The following is a 20,576-nucleotide window of genomic DNA, read 5'->3' on the forward strand; positions in this document are numbered from 1 at the left end:
TTAAAGCAGCGAAATCATCTTGATACATACCGGCATCGGCACCTTGATGCTGTGTCCGGTAGGACGCAGCGTACCGGTCTGACGGTTCAGCCTAAAAGCGACGATGTTGTCCGTATCCTGGTGCGCCGCATACAAGTAGCGACCCGTCGGGTCGATGATGAAACTTCGAGGCGCTCTGCCTAGAGTCGGCTCATGGCCTACAAGCTGGAGCATACCCGTATTAGGCTCAACCGTATAAATGACAATGCTGTTATGCCCGCGGTTCGAGCCGTAGACAAAGGTTCCGTCCGGATGGACATGAACATCGGCGCAGAAGCTCGGTCCGGCATACCCTTCCGGCAGCGTGGCATGCGTTTCCTTAAGATGAAGGATGCCTTGGTCCGAGTCATAATCATAGTTCATCAGCGTATTGCCTAGCTCATTGATTACATAAACCCAACGTTCATTGGGATGAAAGACAGCATGACGAGGCCCCGAACCCGCTGCTACAGTCATCGACGGGACGGCTGATGGAAGCAGCTTCCCGCGTTCCGCATCCAACTGATAAACCCGCAGCTGATCGGCTCCGTATTCAGCGGCAACTGCATATCGGCCGGCTGGATCAAGCGTGACCGAATGAACGCGAGGTCCCTGCTGCCGCGTCGGATGGACGCTGGAGCCGGAATGACGGATGAAATCCGTCATCGCTCCAAGACTGCCGTCCGCTTGGATCGGCAGAACACACACGCTGCCGTCGCCGAAATTACCGGCAAGCACGAATTTACCCGTCCCGTCTACAAGCAAGTGAACGGGCTTAGAACCCCCAGAGGGCTGACTGTTCATAAACGTCAGCCGTCCCTTGAGGGGATCAATGGAGAAGGAGCTGATCAGACCCTCGCCTTCAATTGTATTGGCTGCATAAAGATACCGTTTCGATGGATGGATCGCCAAGTAAGTAGGATTTATTCCAGCCGCAGCCGAACTCAAATATTCCAGTTCACCAGTAGACGGATTCATGCTATAGACATATATCCCTTCACTGCTGCCGTCAGTTTGCGTGCCGATATAAGCAAAAATCGCTGCGTGCTTATTCATAAATATTCTCCCTATTTATGCTTATTTATTTGGAGCCGGCAAGGCCAAGACCTTCCTCAAGCGGCTCAGAAACACTATCCGCCAGCTGAGCGGTCAAGCCGCCATCTACGACTAGAGCATGGCCAGTGACGAAGGAGGAATCGTCCGATGCCAGGAACAGTGCGGCCAGACCGGCTTCGCGCATCGTTCCCGGCCGCCCCAGCAGGTAGACTGCTTGTTGCCGGCGAACCTCCTCCGGATATTTTTCCAGGAAATCGATCTTCCCTTCCGTCACAATCCGACCCGGACAAATTGAATTGACCCGAATGCCGTACTTCCCGTAATCGACCGCCATCTGGCGCGTCAGATTAATGATCGCTGCCTTTGCAGCGTCATAGGAGGAGTGCCTTCTTCCCCCTAGCAGCCCGTGGACCGAAGCGGTATTAATGATGGAACCGCCTCCTGCTTTTATCATACCGGGTAGCGCGTATTTGCTGCCCAGAAATACAGCTTTTACCGAAGAGGCGAATACCCTGTCCCAATCCGCTTCCTCTTGCTCTAATACGGAATTGGTGTGCCCTCTGTAGGCGTTGTTCATCAAAATATCTAATTTGCCGAATTTCTCATATGCAAAATTAATCAGCCGCTTTAGTTCTTCACCTTTGAATACGTCCGCCTGAACATAAACGGCCGAACCACCGTTCGCATTGATGCCATCGACAACCTTCTGCCCTAAACCTTCACGTCCGCCATCGTCATTGACAATGACATGTGCTCCTTCTTCAGCGAACACCTCCGCGCTCGCTCTTCCGATGCCAGATGACGAGCCTGTGATAACGGCTACCTTGCCCTGTAATCTTGTACCCATATTGATAAGCCTCCTTAAAATTTAGAATGAATAAACCGAAGAGATTTCTCTTATTTTTTCGCAGTTTTTTCCTTGTACAAGTCATTGAGCTCCTTTAAGTGCTTCTGATACGAGGGGTCGTCTTTAAAATTTTGGACAAATTTATCAAAATCTTCAAAGCTGTTTTTGCCTATTATGACATTTGTTATCATATCGTTGATTTTTTTATTCCAATCCGCACTTTTCTCCAAGGCCGTCGGAGTGACAAGCCCAAGCGCCGGATTCGGGACGGACACGGTTGAAATAGTGTCAACCAATTTGTGGTTGTAGGCCTTCGTTTCCGGCGTCATTCCCGGCAAATCCGCTTTTACGTATTTATCATAGTAGCTCGATACCCATTGCGCCGAAGTATCGAAAGCATAGCCCTTCTTTTTACCCTCGTCTGTCTGGGTGATGTCCCCTGCTTCGTTCTCGTTGTAATCGACGCCTTTAATACCGTAAGCAACCAAATTGTACGTTTCTCTCGTGGCCGTATAGTTGTAAACTTCGAGAATTTTTTTCATTTTTTGTTCGCTAACCTTTTTATTGATCATGAAAATACCGAACGAACCCGGTGCCGCTTCCATATAAACCTTACCGTCTGGCGCTGCTGGGAACAAATAAGGCTTGATAATCGCGTTCGGATTGACCTTCTTTAAGTCATCGGAATACAAATGGCCGTCATACACGTTACTAAAACCCATACCGACTTTGCCTTGAGTCATAAAATCGCGGGTTTGGCTCGTTTGCAGCAAAGGAAGATCCGGCACCATAATGCCCGCTTTGTTCACTTTGTTCCAAAAGGCCATCGCATCCTTGATTTTGGGATTGAAGAAGCTAGGCTGCACCTGGCCGTTTTCATCCACATAATGCTGCAGACCCGCGCCAAACATCGATAAGAAATAATTAGATAACGTTGGTGTGCCTTGACCGACAAATCCGTACGTATCGTTTTTGCCGTTACCATCAGGATCATTCTTTGTAAAGGCTTCCATAACCTGATAAAACTCATCCATCGTCGTTGGCGCTTTCAATCCTAGTTTATCTAGCCAATCCTGGCGAATGAGCAGCGACTGATGCCCGTCAATGGGGCGAACACGCGGAATCCCCATGGTTTTCCCTTTAAAGGAGACATTTTTATAAATTTGCTCCGGATATGCTGCCAAATTAGGATAATCCTTGATATACGGCGTTAAGTCCCAGAATGCTCCTTGGTTTGCCGCGTTGGCAAATGCCTGCGTATTGATGTCCCAAACCAGGCTCACATCGGGTAGATCACCCGAGGCCAGCATGACGTTCAATTTGTCCTGATAATTATTGGCCGGAACGTAGGTCACATTGATTTTGACATTAAATTTCTCGTTGATTTGCTTCAAACTGTCCAGATCATTACCGGGAGCCGAGTTGTAGGTTGTGGTCAGTATATTGATCTCCGTAGGTTCCTGATTGCCCGCAGCACCGCCCGACGAATTGTTCGCTCCTTGCGGAGAGCTACAGCCAGCAAGCAGAACAACCGCCGATGCGGCTCCAAGGTACATTCTTTTTAACCATCTATTCATCTGTATGACCTCCTTAAAATTGAACTTAACCCTTCACAGAACCGACCATCATGCCTTTGGCAAAATATTTTTGCAAGAACGGATAAACGATAATAATCGGTAAGGAAGCCACAACAACTGCCGACATTTTGATCGTCTCCGGTGGCAGCATCTGATCGCTCTGCAGCATTTGCGCAACAGACGGATCGCCTACCTGTGTTGATGCTTGAATGAGCAGCACTTGCAATACGACCTGCATTGGGCGAAGCGTATCTTTGTTAATGTACAGCACCGCATTGAAATAAGTATTCCAATAAGCCACGGCGAAAAATAAGCCGAAAGCGACAAGCGCCGTTACAGAAACAGGCAGCATAATCCGGAAAAATACGCCGATGTCCGTACATCCGTCCATTTTGGCCGACTCTTCCAGCTCCTCAGGAATTTCCTGGTAAAAGCTTTTCATCAGAATGACATACCAGGCGCTGCTCAGCACCGGAAGAATAAGCGACCATATGGTATTGACCAGCCCCAACTCCTTGACCAGCAAATAGTTCGGAATCATCCCCGGATTGAACAACATGGTGAACAAAATACCAATCATGAACACCCGCTTCAGTCTGAACTTTTTGCGAGATAGGGTATACGCAAGTCCGCTTGTCAATATGAGACTGCAGGCCGTACCGACAATTGCCAGAATTGCGCTTACGCTAAGTGAGTTCAAAAAGGTCCGTGTTGACAGAATGAACTCATACGAAGCCAAGCTCCAATGTTTGGGAAAGATGACAATGGGACTGGTCTGATACTCGACAGGATCGGTAAACGAAACGAGAATAACATAAAGAAACGGCAGCAAGGTCGATAACCCAATCAGTCCAAGAATCGCATAATTAAAAAAATCAAACACACGCGAGCCCCAACGCAGTTTCATCAGTACACGCCCTCCTCTCCCAGCTTCTTAGCCGCTCGATCTGCCAATAGAACAAGAATCAAGCCAACCACCGATTTGAAAATGCCGACAGCGGTCGCAAAGCTGAATCGGCCGTTTTGAATCCCTACCCGGTACGCGTAAGTATCGAAGACATCGGCAACCTCTGTCACGGCCGAGCTGGACATCAAGTAAATATGCTCGAATCCGATATCCAGCACCTGGCCCAAACGGAGAATTAATAAGATAATCACGGTTCCTTTTATGCCCGGAATCGTCACATGCAGCATTTGCTTCCATCGGTTCGCACCGTCAATCTTTGCCGCTTCATATAGCTCGGGATTAATGCTGGCTAAAGCCGCCAAAAATATAATGGTTCCCCAACCGGTTTCTTTCCAAATCGTCTGGGCAGTCAATATGCCCCAAAAGGTTTCGGGATTCGTTAAAAAATTGATGGCCTGCCCTCCCGATTCGACGACCAGCTTATTGATAATTCCACTGCCGCTTAAGGTCAGAAAACAGATCCCCACGATAACGACCCAAGATAAAAAATGAGGCAAATAAATAGAGGTTTGCACCCATTTTTTAAAGGTCGCGTTTTTCAGCTCGTTCAGGAGCAAAGCAATAATGATAGGCATTGGAAAAAATAAGATGATATTTAGGAAGCTGATCGCTAAAGTATTGCGGAATAGCAGCCAAAAATCGGGATTGGCAAAAAAACTTTGGAAATGCTTGAATCCGACCCACTCGCTTTTGAACAAACCTAGGTAAGGAGAGTACTCGGTAAAGGCAAGTGACAGCCCCCATAACGGGATGTACTTGAAAATAAGGAAATACAACAGTCCCGGCAGCGCGAGAACATACAGATACTTTTCTTGCTTCCATGTCGGCTTCCAACTTTTCAGCCAGTTTAGAAAGCGGTTACTTGCCTGTTTCGTCTGCAGTGGCCTCTTTAAATCTTCGGCGGATACCGCGCTTCTAGGTTGATCTGGCAATACGCTCATCCTTTCTATACAATTTTGATTGTCACCTAGCCATCCATTGCTCCATGCTTACTGAATTTCCATGCCGGCAAACTGTATTCTAGGGATGGTTCCAGTAATTCTCAATAAGCCATTTGTGCATGCTCATTCTGTGACAGCCCGACCCCGCGTCACAAAACGAGTACTCGCTCTACTTAAGCAAAAACCCCCTATGCAGCGGGAGTTTATCTGATCTCCAGCTGCATAGAGGGTCGTTCAACACGGCAGCTTGGCTACCCGCGTTCCTCACGGAATTGTCCGGGAGTGATCCCTTCCATCTTTTTAAAAACACGGATAAAGTTCTGCGTATGGAGATAACCTACCTTCTCAGAAATGTCAGCGACGGGAATATCGGTTTCACAAAGCAGCTCTTTGGCCTTCTCAATCCGGATCTGTGTTAAATAATCGCTAAAGGCAACCTGTTTGAATTTTTTGAACTGCTTGCTGAGATGGGTTCGGCTGACGCCGAAATTACGCGCGCACTGATCCTGGGAAATATCTTGATGGTAATGATCGTGGATAAAAGCGGTCACTTTGTCGATAATTTGCCCGTGCTCTACAATCGTTTTATTTCGTACGAACTGCACAATTGGTGTTATCAAATGCTGGAGAAACCAACGGTTTAAATCATCCATGTTTTGAAATTTACGTAAGTAGTCGTAGGGTTCTTCCCCTTTAAATAAAGTGTCGGGTTCGATGCCGAGCAAATACATGGTGCGTATCGTCGTACCCAGGAGCTGCGTGTACGACATTTGAATCACCTTGGCAACATGGGTCGCACCGATGACATATTTCGAAAACTCATAAAGCATCCGTTCCGCTTCCTGAAGATCTCCCTGCTTCAAAGACTCCTCATAATGCCGCTCCAGCTCAATGGGGTAACGGTAACCTTCATTCGACTTGAGGAAGTCGTTATCCGGAGCAATCACTTGCTCTCCACCAACGACAAGACGTGAAGTAAGAGCCGAAAGCGCTTGCCGATACGCGAACGGAAGATTGCCGATCTCGCTCGTTCCTCCGCCGAGCCCTGCCGTTACCGGCAGCCGTAAATAATTGGCTAGTATATTTCGGAGCTCCTCAACAAATGCCCTCACAGAATTCTCCCATACCTCTAACGTTTCATGCACGGTTTGATGATCCGCTTCCACATGATGCCAGAGCAGTACAGCCATCTGATCGTTTAAACAATTGACAGTAACCCCAAGAAACGGCCGTACATTCGTTTGCACCATATCCATAATGATATTTTTCATAGCAAAAATAACTAGATCACGATCCTGCTCATAAAATTTCGCAATATCAGGACCGCTTCTGTCATAAGCCATAATAAAAACCGCAAATCGGGTTTGGTGGGGAATCCCGTACCGCACGAACAACTGTTCCAACTCGCTTTGCGTGTAATGCAAATAGTGCCCGTGCAGCATCTGTAAGACAAACGATTCCCGCAGCATAGGCAGTTGAATAGATAGTTGGTGCTGCAACTGCCTCGTTTCATGCTTTAAAGCCTGCCAGCTTTGTTTCATATAACCCATTTCGTCTTCTCCCTCATTATTGCCACCGGATGCCTCCCGGTTCAGGTAATTCATAAGATTGGCAATGGGACGGTAAATCCATTGCGTTCCGAGAAGCGTGAGCACAAACGCCAATAGAAGTACGACAGCCAAGACTATGGCTGTGATGACACCGATTCCCGCCGATTTGGCATTTAATTCTTGAGTCGGGATCAGATCGATATACTGCCAACCGGTATAGGGAGATGTTAACGTCGTAACCAGATAATCACGGTTGTTCCAATTATAATTGAGCTTATGATCGGATATATTTCTATGACGAATCGTTTGGAGCAGTTCGCTAGGAAGCGTAAAAGTGGAAGAAGCGGCAACGGTTTTTCCTTCTTGGTCGACAATCACTGTCATCTGACCCGGATACACGGTCGAGCGTTGAAGAGAATCCTGAAACAACTTCTGATCAATACGGACCAGCATTAGCCCGATTGGATTAGGCGCTTGAAGAGGCAGTTTGCATATAAAGGTAACGCCACTAGCTTCATCGTTCTCCCGGATGCGAAAAACGGTGTTGGTCCACTCTAGCTCCTTCGGAGAAACCATCGCATCGTTTAGCCTGTTGTGGTCGTACACCGGGGCAACCTTAAATAAACCGTAAGAGGAAGAAAGCAGATAGTTGTCTTTAATGTACATGGATATATCAAGAATTTGCTTATGATTATACTGAAAAGTTGAAAAAAACTGCGAAACCTGCAAGTTAAGTTCAAATTCATTGCCCTTAACGCCCCGCTGTAAAGCTTCATTTGCAAATAGAGGATGAAATAACATCTGCAAGGTGCTATCTTGCATGTTTTGTAAATCCCGGTCAATCGTGGCCGAAGTATTCTCCAGCAGTTGAACATGGGCGCGGTTGACTTCGTTCTGCAGCGTCGAAGTGGAGAAGAGATAACTGCTGATGCCTACAAGTATAGTCGGCAGGATAGAGGCAGCCAAGGTCAGCATCATCATGCGATGAAGTAATGCTGCCCGGCTGCTGAATATTCGCCTCCTGGTGAGGTTGAATCTCATGTTCCTCCTCCTTTTTAGGCATACAGAACAACATGCTCCTCTTCAACAGACACCGGGAAGGTTTCGAGACTTTCCTCCAGCGGCTCTACAGCCACATCATATTTTTTGACCAAACATTGATGAGGATTAAATAGTGATTTCCCCGTGGTGACATCAAACTCCCACCCATGCCAAGGACAGGCCAATATTTCGCCTTCCCTGCCGTATCGGTGGCTGCCAGGCATCGACGGCAGCGTCGTCCCCGTCAATCTGCCCACACACAAAGGTGCTCCCTGATGCGGACAGCTGTTGCGCAAGGCGTAATACTCCCCGTTTGCGTTAAATACGCCAATCGACCTTCCGCCAACTTGAACGATTTTTCGTTCTCCCGGCATCAATTCGGTCGCTTTACATACTACGAATCGCTCCATGATCGGCAGCCTCCTGTTTAAAGGTTGTAAAACTCCTTCGCGTTCTCATAAAAGATTCGCTGATGAAGCTCGGCCGGAAGCTTCGGAAACGCTCTTCTCGGCGAGTCGAAGTCCCAATGCGGGTAGTCGCTGGCAAACATTAGAATATGTTCGGCATCCATCGCTTCCAACATCGTTAACAAATATTTGTCGTCATCCGGTCGCTCGATTGGTTGACTCGTAATGCGCACGTGGTCTTGTAAAAATTCGCTCGGCCGCTTTTCAAGCCAAGGCACTTCATAGCGGAGTCCCTTGTATTCCGCATCCAGCCGCCACATTAATGGGGCAAGCCAGGATACGCCTCCTTCGACAAGCGCGATTTTGAATTTAGGAAACTTCACGAAAACCCCTTCGGTCAAGAAACTGACCAGATGCGCCTGGAAGGCAAGCGACAAGCACGTATGAAATTCAATGTAGCGGGTAGATGGCCCGGCGTTGGCTGATGGTTAATGCCCATTCCATCCGTACCGGGATGAATTGCCAACGGAAAGCCATATTTTTCACAGGCTTCATAGATCGGATGATACTGCTTCTGACCAAAGGGCGCCCTTGCCCCGGAATCAGTCATCACCTGTACGAAATGAGGATGGCCAGCCCATCGCTCAATCTCTTTAGCCGCTCCGATAGGGTCCTGGGTAGCGATATACAGCGAGCCTTTGAACACGCCGTCATGATTATATTTATCCAGCCATGTATCGGCAAGCCAATCGTTATAGGCAGCGGCTACTGCGGAAGCCATATCGGGGTCCGGCAGGTTGTTCAACATCGCGCGGGGCAGCAAAATCGCGTAATCGATTCCGTACTCGTCGATCAACTGCTCCCGTAAAAAGTCGGGATCGGTTCCCGCCCCTCCACCGTTTGGCGGCTTGGCATCCACACGGTTTCCCTGAATGTTGCCGTAGGCTCGCGTCAACGGACGATACCAGTCCCTCCATGGTTGTGGTAAATACTTATTCAGCTCTTCCCGAGATTTAGGGTACACATGAACATCGCAGTCAATAATGCCTTTTTTTCCCGTCGTTTGCTTTGAACTCACCTGAATCCCTCCCATTATGCGTTAAAGTAGTGCATGGATTGTGATGAAAAGCTTCGCAGCACCTTCCTGCTGCGAAGCTTGGAGATATGAATTAACGGCTTTGGACGAAATAATACGGCTGATTCGAGATGTCCTCGTTCAAGCCGGGATATAGCCGGGCTCCGCTGTCGCTTTCAACAACCTCAAAGAAGTAGAGAATGCCGAAAGGCGACTTGGTGTAAGCTGCCGGAATTTCGGCAACAAAGCTCGCACCGTCCCGACTCATTTCTGTGACAACATAATGCTCGCTTTGGTTGGCATGCCGATAATGCAGCACCACTTTCAGGCCATCGGAAGCACCCGGCAGGTCGAGCTGTACACCAAGCTTGTCGCCTTTGGTAAAATGAGACGGCGCCTCATGTACGAATAGCTGCCTGCGGTCAACAGGAGAAGCGGTCAGCACTTTCATGGCAGCCAGCAGCTTTCCGGTATCTACCGTCCGACTGGCATCTGTCCGAGCTGTCTGCAGTTGGCGTTCCATAGCCTGAATATCCGCTTCGATAGCAGACAGCCGGTCCGCCCAGTGTCCTCTAACCGCTCCAGAATTGCCAAATGCTATATCCGCCTTATATTTATCCTGCGAAATGGCAATGACCTTGACCCAATGCTCTCTGGCCAGTTTATAAAAATCCAACGCCCGTTCCAGTTGAGCCGTGTCCCCTGTTCGCTCGGACAAAGCGTAGCTTAACGCTGCCCGGAATTTGTTCGCGAAGAACTGGCCGATATGGATCAGCATGCGAGTATCCGTAACAAACCGCTTAAAATTCGGAGCTTGTGAATCTACGGCCAGCTCTACAGCTTTGGACAAATATTGAGCGGCCGTTGTCGCCATGGACTCCAGTCTATCCGCTGTTTCAAGCGGAGAATACTTCCCATGACGGAAACCTTGAATAATATCGTCGGCAAAATCGTCGATTCGATAAAATAAGGCAGTATCCAGCGGACTAGCTGCACCAAACGTTCCCGGTTTTGGCGTATCGAAGCCAAACGGCGACGGCAGGTCTGGATCGGCAATCGGCTGGTTGGTATGCATTTCTGGCCAATAAACGAAGTTCGCAGCGGACGGGCAATAGGCTGCGGTAACTAGAGGCAGGATGCGGCTCGCAAACGCAAGCGCCGATTCATAGCTGTTTGCCGCCTCGCCGAATTCGTAGCGCAAATATCTGCGCCATATGTCAGGAGTTGCTTCCGGGTTATAGAGCAGCCGTCCCCACAACCGGTACGTATATTTATACTTCTGCCAATCCCGGTTCGGCAGCTTCAGCTCTTCGGCATGATAAGGCTCCCTTCCGCCCTCCGTGCCCGAGCCTTTACGTCCCTTGAACGTCAGCGGCTCGCACAACTCGATACCTTGCGTTCCACTAAAATGAGCATGCCGTCCGTAGCCAGCAGCTAGCGCGGGGTCCCCCCACATTAAAAGCTTCTGAGTTCCTGGCCACAGCCGGAACAAAATGCCTATTTTGCGATCATCCTGCAAATAATCGGCATACCCGTACCGTGTAAAACGGCGCGACCATGCGGTAATCGCCTGCATATCCATCGTCTGGTTCTTCGGCAGAGAAAATTCGTTATCCCGGATTGCCGCCTGATGATAGCTTGGGCCCATATGCTCCGCCCAATATTTGGGCGAGATAAATATCGGCTGACGGGTGTCAAGCGCAATCTCAATCAACTCGTCATTAATGCCCTTCGCATGCATATCGATTTCGACCCTGCGGCCTATGTCCTTCGTTCCTGCCAGCGCAACGCGCCAAAATTCGTAAGCGGGCTCTGGAATACCGCCTTCATAATGTACGCGGAAAGTCAATCCGTCGATCTCAGTAAACTCGTTCAGCAGCTGGCTGATCGCATCACGACAATAAGGAGCATGATTTTTTTCATCGAGACCGGCAATCGTATAGTCCATATTCGGACTTTCCGTAAACATGTAGGAATGATTCCAAAGTCCAAGCTGAAAATGCATCCCCCGCCGTTTGGTTTCCTGGCCGATGTAATGGAGCGTTTCAAAGTTTAGCCTTCTCTCCTCTTCCGACAGTTCAAGCACTTTCACCTCGTAGCCAGGCACATCAAACAAAAACGGGTATGCAAAGCAAAAATAGTTGTCGCGTACATTCAGATCGTGGCCGTAATCATACCCCATTCCTAAAGACAGGGTGAAGCGGTTAAACCGCTGTGTCGCCAGTTCCGTCAAATAGCCATCCCAGAACGACTTATCGTAAAACCATGGCTTATCTTCCGGTTCGCAAGTGAATAAACGAGTTACGCTCCGAATCTCGTTGGCCGGCTTGTCGATAAGTGTTTTAACATCCAGCAATTCCCCAGTTATGTCACCGGTAGCATGCTGAATTCGATCCGTCAGTTCAAGAAGAGCGTACACAAGCCCGCGTCCATCTGGTGCGGTGAGTACGATTTTCCCTTTTGCGGCAAGAATCGCAAGCGATTCCGCTTCCTCCGGCAAAGCAACGCCAAGCTCACTGCTTACTGCGATGGCAGTCGGGGAATCGTTACCGGAAATAATAATTTGCACCTTGGCGGATTGCTCGGCCTTCATCTGTTCAAATGCGACAACCACTCCGCGACTTTCCAACGTGTCGATCAAGGTTTGCCTCGCCCATTGGACGGATGGCTCTGAACCTAGCGATGTTTGATGATCCTGTACAATGATGATGTCAGGCAATTTATTCGATTGATTTGTTTGTGACACGGACGATCTCCTCCAATTCGTTATATGCATGGTTAGTTGTTTATCCCTTTAAACCGGCTGTAGCAATTCCTTCAATAAAATATTTTTGCAAGCTCAAAAAGATAACAAAGATCGGCAGCAACGAGAGTACGGATGCCGCCATGATGGCGCCATAATTCGTCTGCTCCTCGGTTTGAAACTGCAGCAGGCCAAGCGGGATGGTGAATTTATCCTTGTTGCTTAAGAAGACCAGCGCATTTTCGTAATTGTTCCACGAACCGACAAACGAAAAAATAACTAGCGTAGAAACGACCGGCATGGATAACGGAAGTATGATTTTTGTAAACGTTTTAAAATGATTGCAGCCGTCCAACTTCGCAGCTTCCATCAATTCATCCGGTATCGTCGTGAAAAACTGCCGAAATAAAAAGGTGCCGAAAGCACTGAAAATACCGGGAAGCATCAACGCCCACAGGCTGTTGTACAAACCCATTAAACGATATAAAACAAATCTTGGAACCAATAGCATCTGGTGCGGAAACATCAGGGTGGCGATATACATGACGAAGGCAGGCTCTCTGCCCTTAAACTTGATTTTCGCAAAAGCATATCCCGCAAGTGCGCTTGTAATCACCTCTCCGACGACACTGACCACGGAAACCTTGACCGAGTTTAAGAAATACGTTTGAAAACGAGCGAACCATACGGTTGTATAGTTATCCCAAATAAACGTTTTAGGTATCAATCGGACCGGGAATTCGAATACTTCCGCAGTTGGCTTGAAGGATGCAGACAGCATCCAGATAAAAGGCATAACGGATAGGAGGGAAAGTAAGAGCATAACTACAGTCAAAACTGTTTTTTGCGTTAATTTAAAAGATCTCGCACTCATCTGGATCCTCCTCTCCCTCTAGTTTACATGCGAGTCTTTATTGGAAAACTTCCACTGCAGCGTCGTAAAAATGAAGACCAAGATGAACAGCACCCATCCGATCGCGTTGGCGTATCCAATCTTGTTGTACGTAAAGGCAGCTTTGTAGATATAGTAAACCAGCACTGAGGTAGAAGTACCTGGCCCTCCCTGCGTCATGACGTTCACCTGGGTGAACACCTGAAACGACCCTATAATGGAGATCACCGTTACGAAGAACAATGTTGGAGAAAGCATTGGAATCGTAATCTGAAAAAATTTGCGCAACGGGCCTGCTCCGTCGATTTCCGCCGATTCGTACAATGTACCGGGGACGCTCTGCAGCCCAGCCAGCAAAATAACGGCGTTGTACCCAACAGCCTGCCAAACGCTCATAATGATAATCGAGATTAGGGCCCACTGGGACGAAGACAGCCAGCCCGGCGGGTGTTCGATCCCAATTGAAATCAGAAACTGATTGATTGGACCGAACGTGGGCATGTACAAAATACTCCACACCACGGAAATCGCAACCATCGAAGCGATATTAGGTAAATAAAATCCTAAACGAACTAAGCTTTTAAAGAAGATTTTATCGTTTAGTACTACTGCAAGAATCAGAGCAAGGAATACAGAACACGGAACCGTAACTGCTGCGTAAACAATGGTGTTTACCAAGGATTTAATGAATACGTCGTCCGTCAACAAATTGATATAATTTTTAAATCCGATAAATTTGATTCCTTTTAAGCCGGATACCAAGTTCCACTCGCAAAAGCTAAAAATCAACGAAAGAATAATCGGAATTAATTTAAAAATCATGTAACCGATTAAATTAAGGGAAAGAAACAGCCAGCCCGCTATATTTTCATGCAGGATATCCTTACGAATCTTCTTTTTGCGTTTAGGTGCTATGAGTGAGTTCTTCTTTGCCAGTTCCATCTAGCATTCCTCCACACATCTCCTATTTCCCTGCTTTTTTGATTAACTCATCGGACTGCTTTTTCAATTTGGCTATGGTCTCCGCCGGGGTTTGATTGCCCATTAAGCAAGAAGTAATTTCCGATTTAACCATATCCATCATTTCGGCTTTTGCCGTGTTAATTGTCGTCAAATATGGGGTGAGCTTCAGCTTATTCGTAATAAATGTTTTCATGCCTGTAGGCTGATCAAAATGCGGGTAATCAAAAATGATTTTGCCTACCTTTTCATTGACAGAAGCATCCAAGGAGGGAAGATTGGCAGGCGTCATCGCTTTAGATTGAGCGAAAATTTCCGGTGCCTCCAAGCAATAAAACTTGAGGAACGTCCAGGCCGCCTCTTTATTGGGTGCACTTGCTGGTATGCTGAAATCGCTTAAATAGTACACATTGCTCAAGCTGTCTTCTTTTTTCACTTTTGGCAGATTGGCAACGCCGTACTCAAAATTGGTAAAACCATAGGACTCCTGCGAGCTGTACTTGACGATAAATGACGGCTGAATATACATCGCAGCCTTCCCCTGCATAAAAATGGCGTGAGGATTGGTATCGATCTTGAGCGCCTTGTATTCCGAAATCGGCCACGCCGATTTATCTTTCATTTCCATATCATAAAAATATTGCAAGGCGTTCAAGAAGGCAGGATTGTCCCAATTCGATTCCTGTCCGTTATTTTTATAGACATAGTTAAGACCGAGCTGTTGAATAGCGGGAAAAGCCCATTGGCCGGTGTAGTCCGGTAAGAAGCCATAGATTTTATTAGCTCCGCTGCCTGAAGTCAATTTGAGCGCTGCCGCCCTGAGATCGTCCCATGTCCAGTCATCGGTTGGATACGATATCCCGGCTTTATCAAACATGGCTTTATTGTAGTAAAGACCGTAGGTTGCCATACTGTATGGAAGTGCATAATGGTTTCCATTCACTGTTTCCAACTCATTAATGGAATCTCCGAAAATTTGCTTGTAGTCCATTTTGTCTTTTTTCAGGTACTCATCTAACGGCTCGTACATGCCACTTGTAGCCCTGACCCGCATATCGTCAACCGAGGCTTGCGGGATAACGTCGATGGCTTCACCTGAAGTCAGCAGTGAATTCGCCGTAGCCGGATTGGAATCCGCCATTTTCGTATATTTCACTTTGATATTCGGGTATTTCTTCTCAAATGCTTCGAAAAATGGCTTCATGCTATCCTCAACCGTCCAGCTGTAGACATTCAGCACGGTCTGCCCCGGCGCTGCATCGGATGACTTGGCGGCCGTGCCCGCACTTTGACTTTGGCAACCCATTGCTGCAATCGTGCTTCCGATAAGCATTAGAGGTACGAAATAACGCTTTACTCTTCTAAAAGCTGAATTTTTCAACATGCTCACTCCCCTATTCGCAAAGTTATGTGTTCATGTCTTCATTATAGAAAGCCGAAAAGGATGTTAAAATGTGATATCTAAAGGCATCCATTGTTTTATATTACAAATTAAGCCATCCAGTTAAGCTGAATCCGAAGGTACTAACTATGTAAATTTCGAGCATTGTCTTTATTCACGATCCGTTGTTTTATTTAACGCATGAGCTGCATTCATTATAAAAAAACAACCCGCATGGGGCTGTTTCACTTCTGAAAATTTCTATATTCTTGAGGCGTTAAACCGGTCACTTTTTTGAAAATTTTACTGAAATAATAGGCATCCGGATAGCCGACTTTCATGCCGATTTCATAAATCTTACTGCTGCTGTTTTTAAGCAAATGCTGAGCTTGCTCAATCCGGACGTGAATGAGAAAATCAATAAAGTTTTCATTCGTTGTTCTTTTGAACAGAGAGCTCAAGTAATTCGGGGAAATGTTATGATGCTGAGAAACTGACTTTAAGGAGATATCCTGATCGTAATGCTTCAACATATATTTCTTGGCGCGGGCTACGATATTTTTCCCGTCGTCGATATGATGCAGCAGCGAAATTACCTTGTCTTTTAGCTCCAGAATCCAGTTTCGATAATCATCCAGTGTACGAAACTGCTCTAAGCTTGCCAAAGGTGCGGTCCTATCCGAATCTTCACCCGTGAATTCCTTCTCCCAAACCGTCACCATAAAAGTCAGTGTCCAGCAGCTGCCACGCAGCGACTCCTCCGATTTGTTAAAGCGGCTGTCATCGATTTTCCTCACAAATTGGTCGAATGCTTCCGTAAGCATCTCCCCATCGAGCACGTGAAAGGCCTTCTCGATTTGTTTAAACTCCTCTTCAAAGCTAACCGTATGGCCGGCATCTAACTGCCGCTGATAATGATGAATGGTGCGCTTCAGCTCCGAAAAGCCTTGATCAAGCGCTGCACTTGCCTGGCGATAAGCCGACTTCAGCTTTCGAAGTCGGCTGCATGACCCGCTGATCCCGATTCGGCATTTGAAGTTAAAACATGTTTTTAATGCGCTCTCTACATGAACGGCTAATTTCTCGGCAGCATATTTCGTTTCAGACTCTGAACCGGCCTTGATAGAATGAATAATGGCAAACTCCATGGAATTGGTTGAGGTGACGTAAGCAGGAGGATAATTTTGCAAAACTTCTTCAATCATATTCGTGACGCCATAGGTTAGCACATACCTGTCGTCTACTCCGTATTTTTCATATAACTCCCTGTTCTCCACTCGAACTAACAAACATACCAGATTCTCAGGATGCAGCTTGATATCCAGATAATTGAATTGCACTTGAACTTCATCTTCATTGAGATAGTAGCTGAACAGCAGGTTTTGGAACAATTTTTCCCGCAACGCAGGTAAATTTCGCCTTTTGTTCCATTCGTCTGCGCGCTCTTCCTTATGCCTGCTTCGTTCGGCTTCAATCTTCCCTTTGACTTTGTTCAGCAGTTCGGCAAACGGCTCCGGTTCCATTTCCAGCTTCAATATGTAGTCCTCGGCACCGATCAGCATCGCTTCTTTTACATAATCGAAGTCGCCGTAGGAGCTTAATACGATAAATTTCGTATCCTTCAACTGCTCACGTAAAGCGGAAATAAGCTCCACTCCGTTTATTAGCGGCATCTTGATATCGGTGATGATAATATCCGGCTTTAATTGCAGGGCTAATTCCATGGCTACTTTGCCATTCTCCGCCTCTGCCACTAAATTAAACCCGTATTTCTCCCAGGGAATCATCGTTTTCAATCCAACTCTGGCCAACGTTTCGTCATCTGCAATCATTACACTGATCATAGGAGTCCTCCTGCCTCGAAATCTGCATCCACAGGAAATCGAATCGTTACAGACGTAAATTGCCCTTTTACACTTTGAATGGTGACGCCGTAAACATCCCCATATGTCAACCTCAGCCGTTCGTCAACGTTCTTAATTCCTATCCCATTGAAGCGTCTACCGTTACCCTTGTCATGTCCCTCACACATGATTTGCTCTACATCCATCCCTACCCCGTCGTCAAAAACGGTTATGACCGCCACATTCCCAGTCAGCTTCAACCGAATACGAATACAGCCGGTACCGCTTTTAGGCTCAATCCCATGGAAAATCGCGTTCTCTATAAACGGCTGTAAAATGAACTTCACGCATTTGACCTGAAGCAGCTTAGGATCGATGTCAAAATCAACTTGAAATTTGTCCGAGTATTTGACCTCTTGGATTTTGATGTAATCCTTGACGATAGCCAGTTCCTCTTCTATCGTAATCATGGCCCCGCTTTTGCTGGTGCTGTTCGCGAGCAGTCGGCCGAGTGCCTCCACCATTTCTTTAATGTTGTCCGCCTTTTGAATCATCGCCATCCAGCGGATGGAATTAAGCGTGTTATATAGAAAATGGGGATTAATTTGAGCTTGCAGCGACTGGTACTCCATATCCTTTTTCTTTGCTTGCTCCTCAACCATCCTGGAGATCAGCTCTTGAATTTTCTCGATCATATAGTTAAAACTCGAGCTTAAGAGGCCAATTTCATCCTTGCCCGTATATTCGGATTTAACGGCCAATCCGTCTTCTTTCACGCTTCGCATGACATATGCCAGCTTCTTGATCGGGTGGACGATACCGGACGCTACAAAATACCAAATAATTCCTGATAATAGGAAACAAATCAATACAATGCCAATCGTAATATTAAAAATAATTTTATTATCTTTCAGAAGCTCGCTGAGAGGAATGCTGTCCGTTAACCACCAACCGTAGCGTTCAATGTGGTAATACACCATTAGCTGCCCGTCCTTGGTAATAAACGAACCGTGGTCTCCCTGCTGCTCTCTCAATTTATCCACGCTTGGAAATAGCTTCAGCAGCATGCTTTTATCGGGATGGTAAACGATTTGCCCGTTATCATCGAGGACCACAAACTTCCCGGCTTTCTTCATATTGCTGTCTTCAAACAAGCTGTCGAACAAATCTCTTCTGATTTTAATGTAAATGACTCCAAGTTTCTCTAATGTGGCGCTATTGCGAAAGGTCTTGATCATGGAAGGACTGTACGTATTCCCTGATCCAGTTGATCCGTCTGACTCTTCGTTCAACGTACCGAATCTAAACTGGGGCTGATCCGTCTGAACCGCTTGCCGATACCAGAGCTTTTCCTTGAACTTCTTGTCGTCCGGATAAATATCGCTTGAAGCTCCGGTAAAAAGAATGATGCCGTTGTCCCCAAAAATCTGGATGGAAGCCACATTGGAAACAGCAAATGCTTGCATAGTAAAATTATTAAGCGATTGCTGCGCGCTTTGCAGATCATAATACCCTTGTATGGAAGGCGATTTGAAACTTGGAGAAAGCACCTTCTGAATATCCGAATTATAGAGAATATAATCAGCGATTTGTTCGAATTGCTTAAACTCCATACCGATGATGTTCTTGTTGTAAGCAAGATTATCCAGAAAAGACTCACTGACTTTGCGCTTCAGCAAGTCAATGGAGAAATAATAGGTGCTTACGCTAATTAAGGTTGTCGGTAATAACATAACTAACATAAACGAGATAAAAATTTTACGATGGATGCTGCTTTTTATCCCTAGCCAATCGATTAATTTCATGCCAATCACCGGATTTCTGCGCAGCAAGGTCTGAGAGCGCATTCATAAAATGCTAATTTTGCTGCTGATTTTTGGAAGCAATCCATGCGTCGGATCTCTGTTTCATATCCTTTAATGCCTCATCTACACTCCATTCTCCGAGGAATGCCTTGGTGACATCTTCGCTGACCACCTGCAATATTTCTTTCTTGGCGACCGTAATGGTTGTCTCCGGAGTCACATATCGCGTATTCGGATCTTCGAACACTTGCTTGGCTTCTCGCTCATCAACCCCGGGCGCACTGTAAATCAACTGATTGACCGATTGGATGACTTGGGGGTCAGAGAGTGCAGCCGCAGGCATCATTCCTTTCGGAGCCACCGTTTCATCGGGACGCGTCAAACAGTAAAATTGAATGAACTCAAACGCCTCCTTCGGATGTTTGCTATTTCTCGGAATACTCATGTCACTAAAGGTGATCGGGGAAACTGTAGGAGCATTAGCGTCAATTCTTGGCATCTGCACTACTCCCATTTGGAAATCATGTCTATATTCCGGAAGACGACTTCTCCAAATATTATAAATAGGCTCAATAAACATCGCGAATTTCCCTTTGAAGAACAAACTCGTCCGATTCGTCCCTATGTCAAGCTTTTGCCCAGGAAATTCGGTGAGTGGCATAATGGATTGATCTCTATTCTGCATATCGATAAATAACTGAAGGCTTTGTTTGTAGCTGGGATGATCAAAATTCGTTTCGTGATCGTTCTTATACATGCCGTTTAAGCCAAGTGTCTGAATGGCTAACGTACTCCAGCCGATGTTTGTGTCCAGCGGATAGATGACGGAGCCATATATTTTATCCGGACCCTCTCCTTTCGTCAGAAGCTTGGCAGTTTTCATAAAATCCTCCCACGTCCAATCCGCTTTAGGGTAAGGGACATGCGCTTCATCGAACAATTGTTTATTATAAAACACGGCAAATTTATTAACCCCATAAGGAACACTGTAATAATGCCCATTGATTTTGGTTAAATCGTTTATAGCTTTGCCGAAGGTCTGTTCATAATCGATATGGTTTTCTTCCAGAAAATCATCGAGAGGCAAATATAAATTATTTTTCACCCTCTCCCTAAGGTCATCCGGACTAAACTGTGCCGTGACATCAATGGATTCGCCGGAAATCAGAAAAGAATTAATTTGGGATGGAATGTTCGAGGTGCTGGGAAACTGATGGAAGATAGCTTCAATATTGGCCTGCGACTTATTAAACGCTTCGAACGCCGGTTTCATTCCCGGCTCTGCTGTCCAGTGCCAAATATCAATTTTAACCTTATGACGAGCAGCCGTCGTTTCTTGCTTATCAGCCAGCTGCTCGTCAGAGGAACATGCGGTTACGAGAAGGAACATTGTCAGAACACTTGCTGCCAGCATCATGACTGGTCTAAGGTTCATGGTCATAAACTCCCTTCCACTTTGAAAAAAAATGGTA

General features: G+C 46.6%; 16 protein-coding genes. All 16 read right to left on the reverse strand.

Annotation, left to right across the window (positions count from 1 at the left end):
• Positions 1–1,074: a lactonase family protein gene (locus RQP52_RS07660; RefSeq protein WP_315950612.1), complete on the reverse strand. Its 1,074-nt coding sequence runs from the start codon at positions 1,072–1,074 to the stop codon at positions 1–3.
• A gap of 25 nt (positions 1,075–1,099) precedes the next feature.
• A complete protein-coding gene (locus tag RQP52_RS07665) occupies positions 1,100–1,921 on the reverse strand; it encodes an SDR family NAD(P)-dependent oxidoreductase (protein ID WP_315950613.1) in 822 nt (273 codons plus the stop codon).
• 50 nt (positions 1,922–1,971) lie between these two features.
• Positions 1,972–3,498: an extracellular solute-binding protein gene (locus tag RQP52_RS07670; RefSeq protein ID WP_315950614.1), complete on the reverse strand. Its 1,527-nt coding sequence runs from the start codon at positions 3,496–3,498 to the stop codon at positions 1,972–1,974.
• A 25-nt stretch (positions 3,499–3,523) separates the two neighbouring features.
• Positions 3,524–4,405: a carbohydrate ABC transporter permease gene (locus RQP52_RS07675; RefSeq protein ID WP_315950615.1), complete on the reverse strand. Its 882-nt coding sequence runs from the start codon at positions 4,403–4,405 to the stop codon at positions 3,524–3,526.
• Complete coding sequence (locus RQP52_RS07680) at positions 4,405–5,307, reverse strand: ABC transporter permease (protein WP_315951482.1); 903 nt, start codon at positions 5,305–5,307, stop codon at positions 4,405–4,407. Before RQP52_RS07680 ends, RQP52_RS07675 begins: the two co-directional genes overlap by 1 nt.
• A gap of 350 nt (positions 5,308–5,657) precedes the next feature.
• Positions 5,658–7,997 carry a helix-turn-helix domain-containing protein gene (locus RQP52_RS07685; protein WP_315950616.1) on the reverse strand — a complete coding sequence of 780 codons (2,340 nt, stop codon included), beginning with the start codon at positions 7,995–7,997 and terminating at the stop codon, positions 5,658–5,660.
• Between the two features lie 14 nt (positions 7,998–8,011).
• Positions 8,012–8,407, reverse strand: a complete 396-nt coding sequence (locus RQP52_RS07690; RefSeq protein ID WP_315950617.1) for a Rieske (2Fe-2S) protein — start codon at positions 8,405–8,407, stop codon at positions 8,012–8,014.
• Between the two features lie 17 nt (positions 8,408–8,424).
• Complete coding sequence (locus RQP52_RS07695) at positions 8,425–8,787, reverse strand: amidohydrolase family protein (protein ID WP_315950618.1); 363 nt, start codon at positions 8,785–8,787, stop codon at positions 8,425–8,427.
• A 14-nt stretch (positions 8,788–8,801) separates the two neighbouring features.
• A complete protein-coding gene (locus RQP52_RS07700; RefSeq protein WP_315950619.1) occupies positions 8,802–9,482 on the reverse strand; it encodes an amidohydrolase family protein in 681 nt (226 codons plus the stop codon).
• 91 nt (positions 9,483–9,573) lie between these two features.
• The gene (locus RQP52_RS07705) at positions 9,574–12,225 is read right to left on the reverse strand and encodes a hypothetical protein (protein ID WP_315950620.1); all 2,652 of its coding nucleotides are present in this window, start codon (positions 12,223–12,225) and stop codon (positions 9,574–9,576) included.
• Positions 12,226–12,265: 40 nt separating this feature from the next.
• Positions 12,266–13,096 carry a carbohydrate ABC transporter permease gene (locus tag RQP52_RS07710; protein WP_315950621.1) on the reverse strand — a complete coding sequence of 277 codons (831 nt, stop codon included), beginning with the start codon at positions 13,094–13,096 and terminating at the stop codon, positions 12,266–12,268.
• An 18-nt stretch (positions 13,097–13,114) separates the two neighbouring features.
• Positions 13,115–14,056 (reverse strand): carbohydrate ABC transporter permease, encoded by a 942-nt coding sequence (locus RQP52_RS07715; protein ID WP_315950622.1) that lies wholly within the window; start codon positions 14,054–14,056, stop codon positions 13,115–13,117.
• Positions 14,057–14,078: 22 nt separating this feature from the next.
• Positions 14,079–15,458 (reverse strand): ABC transporter substrate-binding protein, encoded by a 1,380-nt coding sequence (locus RQP52_RS07720; protein WP_315950623.1) that lies wholly within the window; start codon positions 15,456–15,458, stop codon positions 14,079–14,081.
• A 242-nt stretch (positions 15,459–15,700) separates the two neighbouring features.
• Positions 15,701–17,299: a response regulator gene (locus RQP52_RS07725; protein ID WP_315950624.1), complete on the reverse strand. Its 1,599-nt coding sequence runs from the start codon at positions 17,297–17,299 to the stop codon at positions 15,701–15,703.
• Entirely contained in the window at positions 17,296–19,104 is a 1,809-nt protein-coding gene (locus tag RQP52_RS07730) for a sensor histidine kinase (protein WP_315950625.1), read from the reverse strand. Before RQP52_RS07730 ends, RQP52_RS07725 begins: the two co-directional genes overlap by 4 nt.
• A 52-nt stretch (positions 19,105–19,156) precedes the next feature.
• Positions 19,157–20,539 (reverse strand): ABC transporter substrate-binding protein, encoded by a 1,383-nt coding sequence (locus RQP52_RS07735; protein ID WP_315950626.1) that lies wholly within the window; start codon positions 20,537–20,539, stop codon positions 19,157–19,159.
• Positions 20,540–20,576: the final 37 nt, after the last annotated feature.

The organism is Paenibacillus violae, from assembly GCF_032461945.1.
GTDB classification, from domain to species: Bacteria; Bacillota; Bacilli; order Paenibacillales; family NBRC-103111; genus Paenibacillus_E; species Paenibacillus_E violae.

Bases quoted from the DNA above. Each gene is read 5' to 3' on its own strand.
- RQP52_RS07735 (WP_315950626.1), bottom strand. From the start codon at position 20,539: ATGAACCTTAGACCAGTCATGATGCTGGCAGCAAGTGTTCTGACAATG.
- RQP52_RS07730 (WP_315950625.1), bottom strand. From the start codon at position 19,104: ATGAAATTAATCGATTGGCTAGGGATAAAAAGCAGCATCCATCGTAAA.
- RQP52_RS07720 (WP_315950623.1), bottom strand. From the start codon at position 15,458: ATGTTGAAAAATTCAGCTTTTAGAAGAGTAAAGCGTTATTTCGTACCT.
- RQP52_RS07685 (WP_315950616.1), bottom strand. From the start codon at position 7,997: ATGAGATTCAACCTCACCAGGAGGCGAATATTCAGCAGCCGGGCAGCA.
- RQP52_RS07660 (WP_315950612.1), bottom strand. From the start codon at position 1,074: ATGAATAAGCACGCAGCGATTTTTGCTTATATCGGCACGCAAACTGAC.
- RQP52_RS07670 (WP_315950614.1), bottom strand. From the start codon at position 3,498: ATGAATAGATGGTTAAAAAGAATGTACCTTGGAGCCGCATCGGCGGTT.
- RQP52_RS07690 (WP_315950617.1), bottom strand. From the start codon at position 8,407: ATGGAGCGATTCGTAGTATGTAAAGCGACCGAATTGATGCCGGGAGAA.
- RQP52_RS07725 (WP_315950624.1), bottom strand. From the start codon at position 17,299: ATGATCAGTGTAATGATTGCAGATGACGAAACGTTGGCCAGAGTTGGA.
- RQP52_RS07715 (WP_315950622.1), bottom strand. From the start codon at position 14,056: ATGGAACTGGCAAAGAAGAACTCACTCATAGCACCTAAACGCAAAAAG.
- RQP52_RS07710 (WP_315950621.1), bottom strand. From the start codon at position 13,096: ATGAGTGCGAGATCTTTTAAATTAACGCAAAAAACAGTTTTGACTGTA.
- RQP52_RS07675 (WP_315950615.1), bottom strand. From the start codon at position 4,405: ATGAAACTGCGTTGGGGCTCGCGTGTGTTTGATTTTTTTAATTATGCG.
- RQP52_RS07665 (WP_315950613.1), bottom strand. From the start codon at position 1,921: ATGGGTACAAGATTACAGGGCAAGGTAGCCGTTATCACAGGCTCGTCA.